The organism is Brevundimonas sp. M1A4_2e, from assembly GCF_053345555.1.
Genome location: NZ_JBKFAI010000001.1, coordinates 24,414 through 40,622 on the forward strand (window position 1 = coordinate 24,414; position 16,209 = coordinate 40,622).

The following is a 16,209-nucleotide window of genomic DNA, read 5'->3' on the forward strand; positions in this document are numbered from 1 at the left end:
AGTCGGCTCAGGTCATGCGTCGGAAAAGCGCCAGCTTGCCCGGGGTGAAGGGCGGATAGCGGATGCTGGCGTCCAGGGCGAAGCCGCGTTTCAGCACGGCGCGCCGATGGCTGAAGGCCTCGAAACTGTAGCGTCCGTGGTAGGCGCCCATGCCGCTGGCCCCCACGCCCCCGAACGGCAGGTTCGGATTGGCCATGAAGATCACAGCATCGTTGATGGTGGCCGAGCCGGATCGCGTGGCGGCGATGATCCGGTCAGCCGTCGCCTTGTTCCGGGTAAAGGCGTAGAGCGCCAGGGCAGGCGCGCGGGCGTTGATCGCCGCCAAGGGTTCGTCCAGCGTCTGATAGGGCAGGACCGGCAGGATCGGACCGAAGATCTCCTCGGCCAGAACCGGCGCATCGGCCGCGACATCCGTCAGGATGGTGGGCGCCACATAGCAGGCGTCGACATCGGCCTGGCCGCCCGTGACGGCGCGGCCGTCGGCCAGCAGGTTCTGCAGGCGCGCGGCGTGGCGCGCGTTGATGATGCGGCCGTAGTCCGCGCTTTGCCGTGGATCGGGGCCGAACATGGCCTTGACCGCGCGCTTCAGCTCCTCCAGCAAACGGGCCTCGACCGAGGCGGCGACATAGACGTGATCCGGCGCCACGCAGATCTGGCCGGCGTTCAGGAACCGGCCCCAGACGATGCGCCGGGCGGCCACGGTCAGGTCGGCGGTTTCATCGACGATGCAGGGGTTCTGCCCGCCCAGCTCCAGCACGACGGGGGTCAGATGGCGGGCGGCGGCCGCCATGACGATCCGACCGACCCGTTCGCCGCCGGTATAGAAGATCAGGTCGAAACACTGGTCCAACAGGGCTGTCGCGACCGCGGCGTCACCCTCGACCACGGCGAAGGCGCGCGGGTCCAGATAGCGCTCCACCAGACGCTTCAGCAGGATGGAGGACTGGACCGCCATCTCCGAGGGCTTGATGACCGCGCAGTTGCCCGCCGCGATGGCCCCGACCAGAGGGGCCAGCACCAGCTGGAAGGGATAGTTCCACGCCCCGATGATCAGGGTCACGCCGTAGGGCGCCGGCTCGATAAAGCTCTTGCCGGGTTGGATCGCCAGGGGGGTGCGGGTCCGCTGGGGGCGGCTCCAGCGGCCCAGATGCTTGCGCGCGAGGGCCGCCTCGCTGGAGACGAGGTCGATCTCGGCCGTACAGGCCTCGGCGAACGGCTTGCCCAGATCCGCCTTCAGCGCAGAAGCGATCTCCGCTTCGTTCTCGACCATCATCCGTTCGAGGGCGGCGAGCTGGGCGCGGCGCCAGGCCAGGTCGCGCGTCAGGCCGCTGTCGAAGGCGGCGCGGAGGCGATCCAGGATCGCGGGGATCTGAGGGTCAGGGGTCTGAGGGGCAGGGGTCTGGTGCACAGGGGTCTGGGCCGCGTCTAACGACATGATCCCTCCAGTGAATCGATCCAGGACCGGATCAGGGCGACGCCTTCGTCATGGCGGGTCGAGCGGCCGATCTCGGGCATCATGACGGCCGGATGGGTCGAGTCCATGCGGTAGGCCATGATGGATTCATCCGCCTTGCCCGGCACGATGTCGAACCGCAGGTTCCCCGTGCCCGCGCCCGCCGCGACGGGCGGTTTGCACAGGCCTGCGGACCCGGACAGCGGCGAGGCCGCATCCAGATAGAGCCCCGAGGTGGCGGCGGCTCCCTTGGGGTTGTGGCAATGGCCGCAGTTGACGTCGAGATAGGCCCTGGCGCGGGCCTCGGTCGATGCGGCGGCGTCTGTCCAGGACACCTGGAGCGGCGCCTGGCCCGGATCGGCGACGCCCTTCAGATAGCCCATGGCGGTCAGGCGGCTCAGCTGGTTCTCCGTCCTGTCCGAATAGGCGAAGTCGCGGTTGAGCAGACGGGCCTTGGGGCCGATGGGCTGGATTTCGCGGGTGGCGACATTGGTCGCATGGCAGGCCGAGCACTGGGTCGCGTTGGGGACGATGTAGGAGAAGGTTTCGTCCTTGCCGTCCGAGCCCGTCATCGTCAGGGGGACCGCGGCGCCGACGCGGTGCAGGACGGCGTCGGTCTGGGCCTCGTTCCACAGATAGGTCAGGGCGGTCCAGCCCTCGGGCCGACGGATCAGCAGGCGGGTTTCGATCATGCGAACCTGCTTCAGCTTCAGGCCGTCGCCATCATGAAATTGGCTCGGGTCCGCCTGTCGCAGCACGCGGCCCTTGGCGCCGGTCGGGTAGAAGAAGGTCTTGGTGATGACCGTGCCGACCGGGAAGGACAGCGCGTCGTCCGGCGTGTAATCGGCCGAAACGCCCGGCGGCATCCAGATGGTCCGCAGCTTTTGCGCATAGTCGGTGAACAGCGGCGTGGTCAGGTCATACGGCGTGACCCGGGCGCCGAGGATGAGAGCGCCGTCCGATGTCTGAACCATGCCCCATTCCCGAAGGGATTTGGGATTGTCGGCCTCGAAATAGGTCGGCTCCGCCAGAGGCTGGGCCGGGGCCGGAGGCTTGGAACAGCCTGCTGCTCCGATCAGGAGCAGCAGGCCCAGCGAGAGCAGGCGAAGCGGTTTCATGGGCCGTGTCAGGCTTGCGGCAGGACGACCGGCTTGAGCCGGGGCAGGGTGCAGCGGTGCGGCGTGATGTCGGTGTTGGGCTTGGCGTATTTGTTGGGCCCGTCGACGTTCAGGATTCCGGCGTCGCCGTTGTCGATGCAGATCCGCAGTTCAGCGGGCAACTGGCCGTTCACCAGCTTCTTCGGATTGACATAGCCGTCCCACAGGATGTCGGGGAAGCGGCCGGTGGGGCCGAATTTGGCGATGCGCAGGGCCTGGAAATCCATGCCGTCCGGCGCATTGCCGCCGCCGCTGAAGCGGTTGTCCTTGATCAGGATGGCCTCGGGATAGGGGTCGAAGTCCGCGCTCATGGCGCTGTCGGAATAGCCGGCGGAGAACAGGGCCGAGATGATGATGTTGGCCGTCTTGTTGTCGGCGATCTCATTGTCGAAGATCTCGACCTGATCGTTGGAGTTGACGATCACGCCCGTGCCTGCGGGCACGCTGGCGACCGGGGTGCCGGCGTGGCCGAAGTTGCGCGTGTTGTTGGCGATGGCGCGGTTGTTGTAGACTCGCGTCCGATAGCCGGCCTGCTGAAGCTGGGGCATGTTGAAGACCAGAATGCCGCCGGTGTTGTTGGTCGCCAGGTTTTCATAGACGTCGGCGTCGATGCAGTTCTCGATCTCGATGCCGGCCACGTTGAACTCGGCGCGGTTGCGGCGGACCACCACATTCTGCGACTGGCCGACATAGATTCCGGCGTCGGAGGCGCCGATCGCCACGCTGTCTTCGATCAGGACATTCTTGGTCTGAACCGGATAGATGCCGTAGGCGCCGTTTTCCGTCTTAGGGCCCTGAGTCCATTCCGTGCGGATCTTGCGCACGATGATGTTCTCGCCCTTGTTGATCTTGATGGCGTCGCCCTTGGTGTCCTCGATCGCCAGGTTTTCGATGGTGAAGTTGCTGGCGGTGACCAGCAGCCCCTGGGCGCCGGCCGCCTGGTTGCGGAAGTTCAGGATGGTCTTGTCCATGCCCTGGCCTCGGATGGTCACGCCGTCGACCACCAGGCTCAACTCAGTGTCGATGGCGAAGACGCCGGCGGGGATCTCGATCACCGCGCCCGGCTTGGCGTCCATCAACAGCTCCATCAGTTCGTTCTGATAGGTGGTGTTCGCCTTGCTGAGGTCCGTGCCCTTCTCGGCCGGTTTCGACCCGCAGGCGCTCAGAAACAGTATCGCCGCGACCGGCAGCCAGATGCGCATTTTCATGATGTCCCCTCCAGAACGCTCGTGAGTGTTCGCCCAGCCCAAGGCTTTCACAAGGTTCATTACGTCGCAAGAAGAAAATGAAACTGTTTCTGTTTTTGGGTACGCTCAACGAATCGTCGGGGTTGTCTCGATGGTCTTCGTCGCCAAGACCTTCGCTCCCGCGCCGCAGTTTCGGCTCGGAAAGGCGTTGCTTTACGTAGGAGCAGGCGGCCACGAATGTGATTTTTCCGCGCGCGCCGCCATTGGGTCGCGCATCCATATGCAGGGTCGCCTGACCCTTTCATCCAGGGATGAAGCCCTATGCTGACCGCATCTGCACCGCCACGGTTCGCCATGATCGGCGGCGTTCGTATCCCCTTTTGGCGGTCCAGCGCCGCCTGGGCCGTTGGGGCGACCCGGGACCGGCTGACCGCCGCCCTGCGCGGTCATTGTCGCGAGGCGGCCGCAGGGCGCCGGTCGGCGTGGACGGTCGAGAAATGAGCGCCGTGACTGATTCCGCTGACGACCTGGACCAACTGTGGGCCGAGCGTTTCTGGACGAAATTCTATCACAAGGGCGTGCCCCGCTGCATTGAGGATGAGCTGGCGCGCTGGACGTCGGTCCCTCAGTTGTTCGAGGCGGATGCGCTGAAGTTCGCCGACCGGCCCGGCTTCGTCAGCCTGGGCTCGGCAGTGACCTACGGCGATATGCTGAAGGCGGCCAAGAGCTTCGGCGCGTGGTTGCAGTCGATCGGCGTGCAGCCGGGCGAGCGGGTGGCGCTGATGATGCCGAACTGCCTGCAGTATCCGGCGGCCCTGTTCGGCGCGCTGTTCGCCGGCGCCATCGTGGTCAACGTCAATCCGCTCTACACCCCGCGCGAGTTGAACCATCAGCTGAAGGACAGCGGGGCGGTCGTCCTGGTGGTCATGGACATGTTCGCCGCCACGGTGGAGCAGGCGCGCGAAGGGACCGATCTTCGGGATGTCGTCGTCACCGCCATGGGCGACATGATGGGCGGCCTGAAGGGCGTCGCCGTCAGCGCCATGATGCGTCATGTGCAGAAGATGGTTCCGGCCTATCGCCTGCCGGGCGCGCATCGGTGGACCCGCCTGATGGCCAAGGCGCGGCGAATGAGCTTGCAGCCGGCGCCGATCAGTCCCGAGGACATCGCCTTCCTGCAATATACGGGAGGCACGTCAGGCGTGGCGAAGGGGGCGATGCTGACCCATCGCAACATCCTGGCCAACACGATTCAGGGGCGGGTCTGGCTGCTGGATCAGATTGATCAGACACGGCCTTTAGGCAATGTCACCATGCTGCCACTGTACCATATCTTCTCGCTGACCGCGAACCTGATGATGTTCACCGGGGCGGGCGGGCGCAACATCCTGATCGCCAATCCGCGCGACTCCAAGCGGGTGGAGTGGATCCTGCGCAAGGAGCGCTTCGTGGCCATGACCGGGCTGAACACCCTGTTCGTCAGCCTGATGAAAAGCCAGGCGTTTCGAGAGCGCGACTTTTCGGATCTGAAGCTGACCATCGCCGGCGGCATGGCGACCCAGAGCGTTGTGGCCCAGGAGTGGCAGGCGGTGACGGGCGCGCCGCTGATCGACGGCTATGGCCTGACGGAGACATCGCCGGTGGTCTGCATCGGGCGCGTCGATCTGGAGCATCCGGAAGGGATGGGCTTCGACGGAACGGTCGGCCTGCCGGTGCCCTCGACCGAGGTTCGCATGCGTCGCGAGGACGGCAGCTGGGCCGGGATCGGCGAAGAGGGAGAGCTGCATGTGCGCGGCCCCCAGGTGATGCTGGGCTATTGGAAACGGCCCGACGAGACAGCCAGGGTGCTGTCGGACGACGGCTGGCTGGCGACGGGGGACGTCGGGGTGATGCAGGCGGACGGGCGCGTGCGTCTGGTGGACCGGATCAAGGATATGATCCTGGTGTCCGGCTTCAACGTCTATCCGGGCGAGATCGAGGATGTGGTCGCCAGCCATCCTCTGGTCGAGGAGGTCGCCGCCGTCGGCGTGCCGGATGCGGCGCAGGGCGAGCGGATCAAGATCGTCGTCGTGCCGCGATCGCCTGAGCTGACGAAGGAGATGCTGATCGCCCACTGCCGCGCGCAACTGACCGGCTACAAGGTGCCGCGCATCGTCGAGTTCCGCAGCGAACCCCTGCCCAAGACGGCGGTGGGCAAGGTGCTGCGTCGCGAACTGCGCGGCTGATCGCCTTCAGCCTGCGACGGCTGTTGCGCGCTTGCGGGTGATCAGCAGGCCGAACGCCGCCGCCAGGGGGAACATCAGCACGCCGTAGACGGCGCCGGGCAGGGTCATCTCCGGGCTGCGCAGCACCGATTGGGCGATGACGATGGCGAGGGTGGCGTTGTGCAGCCCGACCTCGAAGGCGCTGGCGATGGCCTGCGGGCGTTCGATCTTCAGCAGGCGCGGCACAGCGAAACCTATGCCGAGGCTGAACAGGCAGAACAGGATGACGATCCCCGCCAGGGCCTGGAAGTTGGCGAGCAGCACATCCAGGCTGGACGCCGCCGCGCCCAGGATCACCAGGGTCAGGATCAGGATGGAGGCGATCCGCACCGGCTTGTCCATCGCCTGGGCGAAGCCGGGTTTCAGACCGCGCACCAGCATCCCCAGAGCCACGGGAACCAGCACGATCATGAAGACCTCGAGGGTCTTGGTCAGTTGCAGGCCGACCTTCATGTCGCCGGGCTGGAAATAGGCCACGGCCAGATTGACGATGACCGGCAGGGTCACGACGGCGATGACGGAGTTGATCGCCGTCAGGCTGATGTTCAGGGCCACATCGCCGCGGAACAGGTGGCTATAGAGATTGGCCGTTGTCCCGCCCGGCGAGGCCGCCAGCAGCATCATGCCGACCGCCAGAAGCGGCGGCAGCTGGAACGCCAGCACCAGGGCGAAGCAGATCGCCGGCAGCAGAAGCAGCTGACAGGCCAGGGCCACCGCCGCCGCCTTCGGCTGTCGGCACACCCGGACGAAATCGGATGGCGTCAAACTCAGGCCCAGGCCGAACATGATGATGCCCAGCGCGATCGGCAGCCCGATCAGGGTCAACGGCGAGCCCATAGGTCATTCCCCCTGTCGTCAGGTCCGCCCTGACAGCGCCCCTTCCGCCGCCGAGCCCGGAAGCTTCGCCAGCGGTATGGAGACCTTCCAGCACAGGGTCGTCGCGCGTCAAGACGGTTCGGAACAGGGCTGGAATCCGGCTAGAACGCCTTTCCTCAAGGCGAGCGGGCGCGGCCCGTGCTTGCTTGACGCAACGGCGGCGCGTCAGGATCGTTGGGGCCGGACGTGATACGGGGTGAAGCGATGGTGATCAGTGGTGTCGGGCTGTGCGTCGCGCTGGCTGCGGGGCCGATGGCGAGCAGCCAGGAGGCGGAGCGGCAGGCGCAACTGACCGCATCTGCGCCTCGAAACGCCGAGGCGTCCCGCACCCCGCTGAGCTATGCAGAGGCTGAGGCGCGGCTGCGTGCGACGTCCAGCCTGAACCGGGCGGCGGGCTATGCGGTAGAGGCGGCGGAGGCTCAGGCGCGCGCCGCAGACGGCCTGAACCGGCCGACGGTGTCGCTGGACGCTCAGCTGATCCGCTATCGCAAGACGTTCGACCTGTCGCTGGGCGAGCCGCTGGACCGGGCGCAGTCCGACATCAGCGCGGCCATTCCGGGTTTGATTTCAGGTCTGCCGGGCGTGCCGGGCGATGTTCTGGGCGTCGTGGAGCAGAGGCTGCAGGCGGCTCTGCCAGAGATTTTCGCCGCCCTGCCGCACGATATCCGGCTGCAGGTGGACGACACGACGTTTCGCCCGACGGTGACGGCGCTTCAGCCGATCTATACCGGCGGCGCCATTCCGGCCCTGCGTCGGGCGGCGGAGGCCAATCTGGATCTGGCCGAAGCCAAGCGTCGCGAAGCCGTCGATCTGGAAGGCGTCGGGCTGGCCCAGGCCTATTTCGGCCAGGTGCTGGCGGCGGAGGCGCTGAAGATCGCCATCGAAACGCGCGACGGCTTTGATCTGCATCTGAACAACGCGCGCCGCATGGAGAGCGAGGGGTTCCTCAGCCGCGCCCAGACGCTTCAGGTCGAGGTGGCGCGCGACGCCGCCCAGCGTCAGGTCAACCGCGCCGAACTGGAGCATGAAAACGCCGTCGCCTCGCTGGCGCGCGTGACGGACCTTGAGGACGGGGCGACGCCGACCACGCCGCTGTTCGTCAACCGCGGCCCGGTGGGACCGGCCGACCTGTTTGTGGACAGCGCGGGGCAGTCGAACGCGCGGGTCATTCAGGCGCAGGCGGGGCGCGATCTGGCCGAGGCGGGGGCGGATCTGGCCGCCTCGCGGCTGAAGCCGTCGGTGTTCGCCTTCGGGACCTATAATCTGAACCCCGATGATGCCCTGCCGACCGAGCCGGACTGGGCCTTTGGTCTTGGCGCGCGCTACACCCTGATGTCTTCGGTGGACCGGCGACGGCTGCTCGGCGCCGCGCGCGCCCAGGCCTCGGCGGCGTCTCAGATGGAGCGCAAGGCCCGCGACGACGCCCGGCTGATGGTCACGCGCGCCTATAATCAGGTCGATCTGGCCCGGCGGCAGTTCCTGAGCATGGACAGCAGTATGGAGGCCGCGCGCGAAAATCTGCGCGTGCAGGAGGTCGGCTTCCGCGAGGGCGAGGCGACGGCCGCCTCGGTGATCGACGCCCGCAACCTGTTGGGAACCGCGCGCCTGCAACGGGCGGCGGCGGCCTATGAATACGACCTGAGCCTGGCGGCGCTGTTGGCGGCGTCGGGCAATGGTCAGACCCTGAACGATTATCTGCAACGCGACGACCGGATCAGCGCCCCATGACTCAGCGCCCCATGAGCGAGACGCCTTCCTCGGCCTATACGCCGCCCAAACCCGCCGAGGCGCCGCCGCCGAAACAGCGCCGTCCGCTTCTGCCGTTGATTGTCGCGGCGGGGGTGGCGCTGCTGCTGGTCTTCATCGTCGTGGGTCTGTTCCTGGCCGCCCGTCCAGCGCCGGATCAGGTTCAGGGCATGGTCGAGGCCGAGACCTTCACTGTCGCAACCAAGGTGCCCAGCCGCGTCGAACGCTTCATGGCCGCCGAGGGCGATCAGGTGACGGCCGGGCAGGAACTGGCGCTGATGAGCAGCCCTGAGGTCGAGGCCAAGGACGCTCAGGCCCGCGCCCTGCTGCAGTCGACGCAGGCCATCCAGTCCATGAGCCGCGAGGGCGCCCGCGTCGAGGACGTGCAGACGGTCGAGTCCATCTGGCGCGCGTCACAGGCGACGGCTCGTCTGGCCGATCAGACCGCGCACCGGGCCGAAAACCTGTTCGCCGAGGGCGTCATTTCCGCCCAGCGCCGGGATGAGGCGGTGGCCGCCCGCGCCGCTACGGCGTCTCAGTCCGAGGCCGCGCGCCAGCAGTATCTGAAGGCGCAGGCCGGAACCCGTCCGCAGGAGAAGTCGGTCGCCGACGCCAACGTCAGCGGCGCCCGCGCCGCCGTCGCCGAGGTCGAAAGCCTGCAGGGCGAGACCCGCCTGACCGCTCCGCATGGCGGGGAGGTGTCGGAACGCTTCGCCAATGTCGGCGAGCTGGTGCTGACGGGGGTGCCGGTGTTCACCATCGTGGACACGGCCGATCCGTGGGTCGCCTTCAGCGTGCGCGAAGATCAGTTCCGCGAGCTGAAGATCGGCGCGACCGTGCGCGGGGACGTGCCGGCGCTGGGCGTCAAAGGCGCCGCCTTCCGCGTCACCGCCATCAGCCCGCAGGGCGAGTTCGCCACCTGGCGCTCGACCCGCCAGTCCAGCGGCTATGATGTCCGCAGCTTCCAGGTGAAGGCCAAGCCTGTCCGGCCGATCGAGGGCCTGCGGCCGGGCATGAGCGTCCTGTTCGACTGGTCGGCGCGATGAAGGGCGGGGCGGCCGTCTTTCTTGCGGCCGTTCAGGACGAGGCGCGGCGGCTGGCGACCCGGCCGTGGGACGCCTTCGTCGCCTTCGGCCTGCCGCTGATCCTGCTGGCGGTGATCGCGGCCATGCTGGCGCCCGGCGTGTTCCGTCAGGCCCCGGTCGCCGTGGTGGATCAGGACAACTCAGCTTTCAGCCGGGCGGCCATCCGCAACATGGAGGCCAGCCCCGGCGTGCGGGTGGCCCACGCCCCGGCGACGGTGGATGAGGCCGTGGCCCTGATGCGGCGCGGCGAGGTCTACAGCATCGCGCACTTTCCCTCGGGCTTCAGCGAAGGCGCCTTCCGTCGTCCGGAGCAGGTGACGGTGTCGTTCAACGGCGCCTTCCAGACCGTGGGCGCCCTGTCAGCGCTGGGGCAGTCGGCGGCCATCGCCTCGGCCGCCGCGCCGCGACTGGAGGAACGCGCGCGCCAGATCGGCCTGCCCGCCACGGCGCTGGAGCCGCCCGCCGTCCAGGTGTCGATCATCGGCAATCCGCAGCTGAGTTTCGAACTCTTCCTCGGCGGCCTGCTGGCGCCCGGCGTGCTGCATCTGCTGGCGGCCTGTTCAGCGGTGCTGGCTGTCGGACGGTTGATGCAGGGCGGCTCGTTCCAGGCGTTCAAGGCCCAGGCTGACGGGCGGACGACGGCGGCCCTGATCGGGACGCTGATCCCGCATTTCGTCATCTTCACCCTATGGGGGCTGGCGTGGATCGGATGGCTGTGCGGGATCAGGGGGTGGGGCGTGGCGGGGTCCTTGCCACTACTGATGCTGGGCGTGGTCGCCCTGATGGCGGTCAGCGTCGCCCTGTCGGCCCTGCTGGTCGCCCTGCTGGGGGACATCGACATGGCCTTCTCAGGCACCGCCATCTATTCGGGCGCGGCCATCGCCTTCTCGAACGGCACCCTGCCGCTGGATCACGGGCCGCGGTTCGCCCGGATCTGGAGCGACATCCTGCCCTACACCCATTATCTTCGGCTGCAGACCGGCCAGATGGTGACCGGCGCAGCGCCCGGCGGGGCCTGGCGCGACCTGATGGTCCTGAGCGGCGTCGCCGTCATCGCCCTGATCCTGGCCGCCGTGCTGGTCGGCCTGCGCGCCCGCCGTGCGCCCAAGGCCGAGGCGCTGGCCTTTCCCCTGCCGGAACAGGGCGTGGGCGCCGCCTTCATCGCCACATTCCGCAATCTGCCGCGCGCTCGGCCGGTCAGCAGCCTGCTGATCCTGGCTGTGGTTCTGTACGCCTTCTATTATCCGGCGGCCTATGCCGGGCAGGCGGCGACGGGCCTGCCGGTCGCCGTAGTGACGCCGACGCAGAGCGCCTTGACCCGCGCCCTGGTCGAAGACCTCAACGCCTCCCACGCGGTCGAGGTCGCCGCTGTGATCCCCTCGACCGCCGAGGCGTCCGACCTGATGCGGCGCGGCGTTGTGGACGGGGTCGTCATCCTGCCTGACCGGTTTGAGAGCGACCTGGCGCGCGGCGCGCCCAGCGGCGTCGCCGTCTGGCTGAACGGCGGCTATCTGGTCCGGGTCACCTCGGTCGGCAAGGCGGTCGCGGCCGCTGCGGCCCACGTCGCCGAGACGCGGCTGGAGGGCCTGCCTCAGGCCGCCCGCGCGGCAAAGCTGGCGCCGACGCTGAAGCAGGAAACCCTGTTCAATCCGACGCAAGGGTATGGCGATTATGCTGTGCCGGCGGTCAGCCTGATCATCCTGCAGCAGACCCTGCTGCTGGGCGCCGGCGTCATAGCCGCCCTGCGCCGCGAGACGGGCGCTGCCCCCATGCGGCGCAGCGCAAAGCTGGGTCTGTGGTTGGCGCTGACGGCGATCGGCACGGCGTCCTGCCTGTTCTATTTCGGCTTCGTGTTCTGGGTGCAGGACTATCCGCGCGGCGGCGATCTAGGCGGGGTCGTCCTGTTGTCGCCCGTGTTCGCAGCCGGGGTCTCGGCGCTGGGGCTGCTGCTGGGCGGATTGTTCGATCGTCACGAGCGGGTCTTGCAGGTGCTGGTCGGAACCTCGGCGCCTCTTTTCTTTCTGGCGGGGGCGGCCTGGCCGCATTTCATGATGCCCAAGCTGCTGGTCTGGCTGGCTTGCCTGTCGCCCTCGACCGCCGCCGTCCAGGCCTTTGTGCCGATGAACGCCATGGGCGCCAGTCTGGCGGAGGTCGCGCCTCAGGCGGCGGGGCTGGTGGCATTGGCGGCGATCTTCGGCGCCCTGTGGTTGCTGCTCGATCCGCCCCGTAGCAGCCTCGCCCGCCGCAGCGGTAAATGATTAGTTAAAATTGACTAGTCCAAGATGAGTATCAACCTTGGGGATGTTGGCCTCTGGGGGGAGGTTTAAATGGCGAGATTGTGGCGATTGGCCGCAAGTCCAGACATCGGAAGCGACAGTCTGGAGTCTCGTTTAACAACCCATTCCCGGAGGCGAAGATGCGTACTTTGATGATGACTGCGGCCGCCACCGCCGCAGCAGCCCTGCTGGCTCTGCCCGGCGTTTCCAGCGCGCAAACCAATGTGACGGTCAGCACCAGCGTGACCAACTTCTGCGGCATCGGCCTGGCCAACGTGGCTGGCGGCAATGTCGCGGTGGCCAACGGCCAGCGCCAGAAAGTCACCACGCTGCGGATGTCGTGTAACGCCCCGACGGGCGCCAAGCTGACCTCCAGCGCCGCCAACGGCGACTTCAAGTCGGTCGACGGCGTGCTGATCAACTACGACTGGGACCTGGTGGTTCAGCAAGTGCCGACCCTGGGCTTCCCGGCTCAGGACACCTGGCCCGGCAGCCCGGCGATCGTCACCAACTCGGGCGGCTATAGCCAAGCCCTGGCTGACGGCATCTTCGCCGATCTGTTCCTGAACCTCTGCTACAACGTTCCGGGCGGCACCGGCGTCGGCGGCACGCAAGGCGACAACACCAACCCCGGTTCGACGGGCTGCGCGGCTGCGCCGTCTGGTCCGGGCGCGGCCACGGCCCCGGCCGGCACCTATACGGAGACCTTCACCTTCACGCTGAACCCGGCTTGATCGAGCCAGAACGGGGAGCTCGCAAGGCTCCCCGTTTTTCTTTCGCATTACTGCAGGGGAGATGCAGTTATGAGAGTTCAAGTCATCGCAGCTTCGGTGCTCTGTCTGATGATGGCCATGACGGCGCCGTCAGACACGCGCGCCATGGACGTCTCGCCGATGGTGGCCAAGATCACGCCTTCAGGAAGCGGATCCAGCTACCGACTGACCGTGCGCAACACCGCCACGGCGCCGGCCACGGTGGAGATCGAAGTTTATCGGATGCGGGTTGACGAAAACGGCGTCCGCAGCCTGGTCCCTGAAGAAGACGACATCGGCGTCTTCCCGGTGCAATCCGTCATTCCGCCCAATCGCGAACAGGTGGTGCAGGTGCGCTATCTCGGCGACAGCGGGCCGGAAGGCAAGATGTACCTGGTGCGAGCGGCGCAACTGCCGATCAATATGCAGTCGATCACCGGCGAGGACGAGGCCGGCGCCGACGTCAAACTGGCTTTCACGATCAACACCTATGTCTTCGTGGCGCCGACCAGCGCCAGGGCGGCGGTCGAGGTGACCTCCGTTTCCCGCGCGGCGAACGGCGACATCCTTCTGACGGCGCGAAACACCGGCGACGGCTTCGCCCATCTGCGCGAGGCGCGTTTCACGCTCAAGACGGCGGACGGGAAGACGCATGAGGTTCCTGCCGCCAACATTGATGTCGGAGAGGTCAGCGTGATGGCGGGCGGCGCCACGCGCAACATGCGTATCCCGGCTGCGCTGGCGGCTGACGCCAGCGGCGACGTGACCGCCTCGATCGTGCTGCTGTGAGATGTCCGGCCGCAAACGGATCTGGCGGCGCCTGGGCGCCGCGGCCTGCCTGGGCGGCAGCGTCGCCTCGGCCAGCAACGCCGAAGCGCCCTTCGCGGGGGATGAAGTCATCCGCACGGCGCGCAACTATTCCGAAGTCACCTACGGCGCCGCCGCCGTAGTCCCGGTCGAGCGAGACGCCCCTGACGTCCTGCTCGCCGCCGGCGCCGCGTCGAGTGTTCCCCCCGCGCTCGATGCGGCGGCCGGCGGACCCCAGGATCAGACGCCCTCGGCCCGGCCAACGCCGGTGCTGAGCCCGATCCAGGGGCCGCTGACCCTCGATGGCCGCTATCTGGGCGACCTGGCGGGGGAGGTGGATCTGCAAGGCCAGGGGCTGGTCGACGCCGAGGGGCTGATGGACCTTCTGGGTCCCAGTCTGGCGCCCGCCCAGCGCGACCGGCTGAAGACGATCATCGCGTCGCAGAAGCGCGTCAACATGGCGGACCTGAGAGGCGAGGGCTTTTCCTTGAGCTTCGATCCACTGGCCCTGACCTTCGTGGCAGAACTGTCGGCCGGGGCGCGTGCGCGTCGGGACGTCAGCTTCAACCGTAACGAGTTGGTCGATCCGGCGGCCTTTGATCAGCCCGCCAATTTTTCGGCTGGAGCGAATATCACCATGGCTCAGCAGTATTCACATTCGGAGAACAGCTTTGCGCCCCTGGCGGGCGGGGTGGACATGTTCGCCAACTTCGGCGGTTTCGACGGCGTGACGTTAACGGCAGGCGTCGACTACGACGGCTCATCCGATGAGCGCTGGCGCCGCCGCGAAATCCGCCTCACCAAGGATCTGTTCCAGTCGGCGGTGCGCCTGACCGCCGGCGAGTTCGCCCCGCCGGTTGAGAGCTTCCAGGGTTCGCGACGATTTCTGGGCCTGTCGGCGGCGCGGGCCTATTCGACGATCCGACCGTTCCAGAACGTGCGGCCATCTGGGCGGCGCCAGTTCGTGCTGGATCGCCCCGCCCTGGTGGTGGTCGAGGTCAATGGCGTGATTATCGAGCGGCTGCGCCTGGACGCCGGGCCCTATTCACTGGGCGACTTTCCGTTCGGCCAGGGCGCCAACACCGTGCGCCTGCTGGTCGAGGACAATACGGGCCAGAGAGAGATCGCCGTGTTCGACCTGTTCGGCGGCGCAGGACTGCTGGACCCCGGCGTGCTGGATTTCGGCGTCTCGGCGGGCGTGCTGGAGGAGGGCGGATCGCTGGAATACGGCTCCGCCTTGGGCGCGTCGGGCTTTGTCCGCAAGGGGATAAGCGACGTGCTGACCCTGGGCGCCAACGCCCAGCTGGCCGAAGGACGCGGCCAGGCCGGCGGGCTGGCCGTATGGGGCAGCCGCCTCGGCCTGATCCAGGCGAGCGCCGCTGTCAGTCATAACGGCGACACGGGACGGCAGGGCTATATCGGCTCGATCGACTATCTGCGCGAGACGACGTTCGGCCGGGAAGCCGATCTTCGCCTTGTAGCGTCAATCCAGGCGACCAGCCGCTATTTCCAGAGCGCCTTCGAAACCAATGGCTTCAACCGTGAGAGATGGCGCGCCGCCGGCCAGGCGTTGTTGCGGTTCCGCGCCTATACGATGGGCTTTGGCGCGGCCTATGTGAAGGGGCGGGGCGAGCGGGATCGGACCGACCTCAATCTGAACTTCGGTCGCAGTTTCCGCCGTTTCGGCGTCAATATGACCGTGCAGCGCACGACCGCCCTGGACGGACGCGACGACACGCGGTTCGGCATCAATCTGACCACCCGTTTCGGCGGGCGGTGGAGCGGCGTGGCGCGTTACGATAGCCAGAACGACCTACGCGAGGTCGGCATTTCGCGCGCCTCGTCAGGCCGCCTGAACGATCTGAGCGGGGATCTGCGCTTCTCCGAAGACGGGACGCAGCAGACCATCGCCGGCGACCTGCGCTACATCAACAACCGCTTCGATGCGGAGATCATCTCAAACCGCCTGGTTTCGAACCTGAACGACGGCGAGACGCGGCAGGAGTCGCTGTGGCGGCTCTCGACCATGGTCGGTTATGCGAACGGCGCTTTCGGCATTGGCCGATCGGCGCGCGAAGGCTTCGTCATCGCCACCGGCCACCCGACATTGAAGGGCGCGCAGGTCAGCTTGACGGACTCCAGCGGCTATCCGGTCGCCAAAAGCGGCTGGTTCGGCCCGGCGCTGGCGGGCATTGATCGCGGCTATGGCGTCCGGCGCTACGAGTTGGAGGTCGATCCCTTGCCGGAGGGCTATGATCTCGGCGCCGGCGTGATCCAGGCCTTTCCTGGTTTCGGCAACGGCTATCGTTTTGTCGTCGGCAGCGACGCCTCGCGCACGGCGCGGGGCTATCTGATATCGCCCGAGGGGCCGGTGGCCTTGATGGGCGGCCTGATCGTCCCGGCCGGTGCAAAGGACGACGCTCAGGGCAAGCCCTTCTTCACCAATCGCAACGGGCGTTTCATCGCCGACGGCCTGGCCCCCGGACTATATCGACTGGTGATCAAGGGGCGAACGGTGGGCGAATTTGTCATTCCGGACAACGCGGAAGGAGTAAGCGATGTGGGAGAAATCAAAACCCCTGGCCCGGTGTCATAGGGCGCAAGGG

The 16,209-nt window shown here is 67.3% G+C and carries 12 protein-coding genes; 8 read left to right on the plus strand and 4 right to left on the minus strand.

Annotated features, from left to right (window positions below; translation table 11 throughout):
* Window positions 1–7 precede the first annotated feature (7 nt).
* Genes ACLBV5_RS00120 through ACLBV5_RS00130 form a run of 3 tightly spaced genes read right to left on the minus strand, consistent with a single transcriptional unit; the run spans window position 8 to window position 3,818 of the window.
* Window positions 8–1,435, minus strand: a complete 1,428-nt coding sequence (locus ACLBV5_RS00120) for an aldehyde dehydrogenase family protein (RefSeq protein WP_447604478.1) — start codon at window positions 1,433–1,435, stop codon at window positions 8–10.
* On the minus strand, window positions 1,426–2,571 hold the full coding sequence (locus ACLBV5_RS00125; RefSeq protein WP_447604479.1) for an SO2930 family diheme c-type cytochrome: 1,146 nt from the start codon (window positions 2,569–2,571) through the stop codon (window positions 1,426–1,428). Before ACLBV5_RS00125 ends, ACLBV5_RS00120 begins: the two co-directional genes overlap by 10 nt.
* An 8-nt stretch (window positions 2,572–2,579) precedes the next feature.
* Window positions 2,580–3,818: a parallel beta-helix domain-containing protein gene (locus ACLBV5_RS00130; RefSeq protein ID WP_025977503.1), complete on the minus strand. Its 1,239-nt coding sequence runs from the start codon at window positions 3,816–3,818 to the stop codon at window positions 2,580–2,582.
* Window positions 3,819–3,843: 25 nt separating this feature from the next.
* On the opposite strand from ACLBV5_RS00130, the gene ACLBV5_RS00135 reads away from it, so the two are divergent.
* Complete coding sequence (locus ACLBV5_RS00135; RefSeq protein WP_447604480.1) at window positions 3,844–4,125, plus strand: hypothetical protein; 282 nt, start codon at window positions 3,844–3,846, stop codon at window positions 4,123–4,125.
* A 169-nt stretch (window positions 4,126–4,294) separates the two neighbouring features.
* Window positions 4,295–6,022 carry an AMP-binding protein gene (locus ACLBV5_RS00140; RefSeq protein WP_447604481.1) on the plus strand — a complete coding sequence of 576 codons (1,728 nt, stop codon included), beginning with the start codon at window positions 4,295–4,297 and terminating at the stop codon, window positions 6,020–6,022.
* Window positions 6,023–6,028: 6 nt separating this feature from the next.
* Here the strand turns inward: ACLBV5_RS00140 and ACLBV5_RS00145 are convergent, their stop codons facing one another.
* Window positions 6,029–6,898 carry a bile acid:sodium symporter family protein gene (locus ACLBV5_RS00145; RefSeq protein WP_447604482.1) on the minus strand — a complete coding sequence of 290 codons (870 nt, stop codon included), beginning with the start codon at window positions 6,896–6,898 and terminating at the stop codon, window positions 6,029–6,031.
* A 243-nt stretch (window positions 6,899–7,141) separates the two neighbouring features.
* On the opposite strand from ACLBV5_RS00145, the gene ACLBV5_RS00150 reads away from it, so the two are divergent.
* The 6 genes from ACLBV5_RS00150 to ACLBV5_RS00175 all read left to right on the plus strand — a co-directional run bounded on the left by ACLBV5_RS00150 (window position 7,142) and on the right by ACLBV5_RS00175 (window position 16,199).
* Window positions 7,142–8,665 carry a TolC family protein gene (locus ACLBV5_RS00150; RefSeq protein ID WP_447604483.1) on the plus strand — a complete coding sequence of 508 codons (1,524 nt, stop codon included), beginning with the start codon at window positions 7,142–7,144 and terminating at the stop codon, window positions 8,663–8,665.
* Window positions 8,662–9,729: an efflux RND transporter periplasmic adaptor subunit gene (locus ACLBV5_RS00155; RefSeq protein ID WP_312447103.1), complete on the plus strand. Its 1,068-nt coding sequence runs from the start codon at window positions 8,662–8,664 to the stop codon at window positions 9,727–9,729. The genes ACLBV5_RS00150 and ACLBV5_RS00155 overlap by 4 nt, the downstream gene beginning before the upstream one ends.
* Complete coding sequence (locus ACLBV5_RS00160) at window positions 9,726–12,026, plus strand: ABC transporter permease (protein WP_447604484.1); 2,301 nt, start codon at window positions 9,726–9,728, stop codon at window positions 12,024–12,026. Before ACLBV5_RS00155 ends, ACLBV5_RS00160 begins: the two co-directional genes overlap by 4 nt.
* Window positions 12,027–12,184: 158 nt before the next feature.
* Window positions 12,185–12,778 (plus strand): hypothetical protein, encoded by a 594-nt coding sequence (locus ACLBV5_RS00165; protein WP_312447099.1) that lies wholly within the window; start codon window positions 12,185–12,187, stop codon window positions 12,776–12,778.
* Window positions 12,779–12,847: 69 nt separating this feature from the next.
* Entirely contained in the window at window positions 12,848–13,585 is a 738-nt protein-coding gene (locus ACLBV5_RS00170; protein ID WP_303684221.1) for a hypothetical protein, read from the plus strand.
* 1 nt (window position 13,586) lies between these two features.
* Window positions 13,587–16,199, plus strand: coding sequence for a hypothetical protein (locus ACLBV5_RS00175; protein WP_447604485.1), 2,613 nt, complete (start codon window positions 13,587–13,589; stop codon window positions 16,197–16,199).
* The last annotated feature ends 10 nt before the right edge of the window (window positions 16,200–16,209 follow it).

What these genes read in the sequence shown, in the direction of transcription:
- ACLBV5_RS00160 (WP_447604484.1), top strand. Translation starts at nt 9,726, where the DNA reads ATGAAGGGCGGGGCGGCCGTCTTTCTTGCGGCCGTTCAGGACGAGGCG.
- ACLBV5_RS00170 (WP_303684221.1), top strand. Translation starts at nt 12,848, where the DNA reads ATGAGAGTTCAAGTCATCGCAGCTTCGGTGCTCTGTCTGATGATGGCC.
- ACLBV5_RS00150 (WP_447604483.1), top strand. Translation starts at nt 7,142, where the DNA reads ATGGTGATCAGTGGTGTCGGGCTGTGCGTCGCGCTGGCTGCGGGGCCG.
- ACLBV5_RS00175 (WP_447604485.1), top strand. Translation starts at nt 13,587, where the DNA reads ATGTCCGGCCGCAAACGGATCTGGCGGCGCCTGGGCGCCGCGGCCTGC.
- ACLBV5_RS00165 (WP_312447099.1), top strand. Translation starts at nt 12,185, where the DNA reads ATGCGTACTTTGATGATGACTGCGGCCGCCACCGCCGCAGCAGCCCTG.
- ACLBV5_RS00140 (WP_447604481.1), top strand. Translation starts at nt 4,295, where the DNA reads ATGAGCGCCGTGACTGATTCCGCTGACGACCTGGACCAACTGTGGGCC.
- ACLBV5_RS00145 (WP_447604482.1), bottom strand. Translation starts at nt 6,898, where the DNA reads ATGGGCTCGCCGTTGACCCTGATCGGGCTGCCGATCGCGCTGGGCATC.
- ACLBV5_RS00130 (WP_025977503.1), bottom strand. Translation starts at nt 3,818, where the DNA reads ATGAAAATGCGCATCTGGCTGCCGGTCGCGGCGATACTGTTTCTGAGC.
- ACLBV5_RS00155 (WP_312447103.1), top strand. Translation starts at nt 8,662, where the DNA reads ATGACTCAGCGCCCCATGAGCGAGACGCCTTCCTCGGCCTATACGCCG.
- ACLBV5_RS00120 (WP_447604478.1), bottom strand. Translation starts at nt 1,435, where the DNA reads ATGTCGTTAGACGCGGCCCAGACCCCTGTGCACCAGACCCCTGCCCCT.
- ACLBV5_RS00125 (WP_447604479.1), bottom strand. Translation starts at nt 2,571, where the DNA reads ATGAAACCGCTTCGCCTGCTCTCGCTGGGCCTGCTGCTCCTGATCGGA.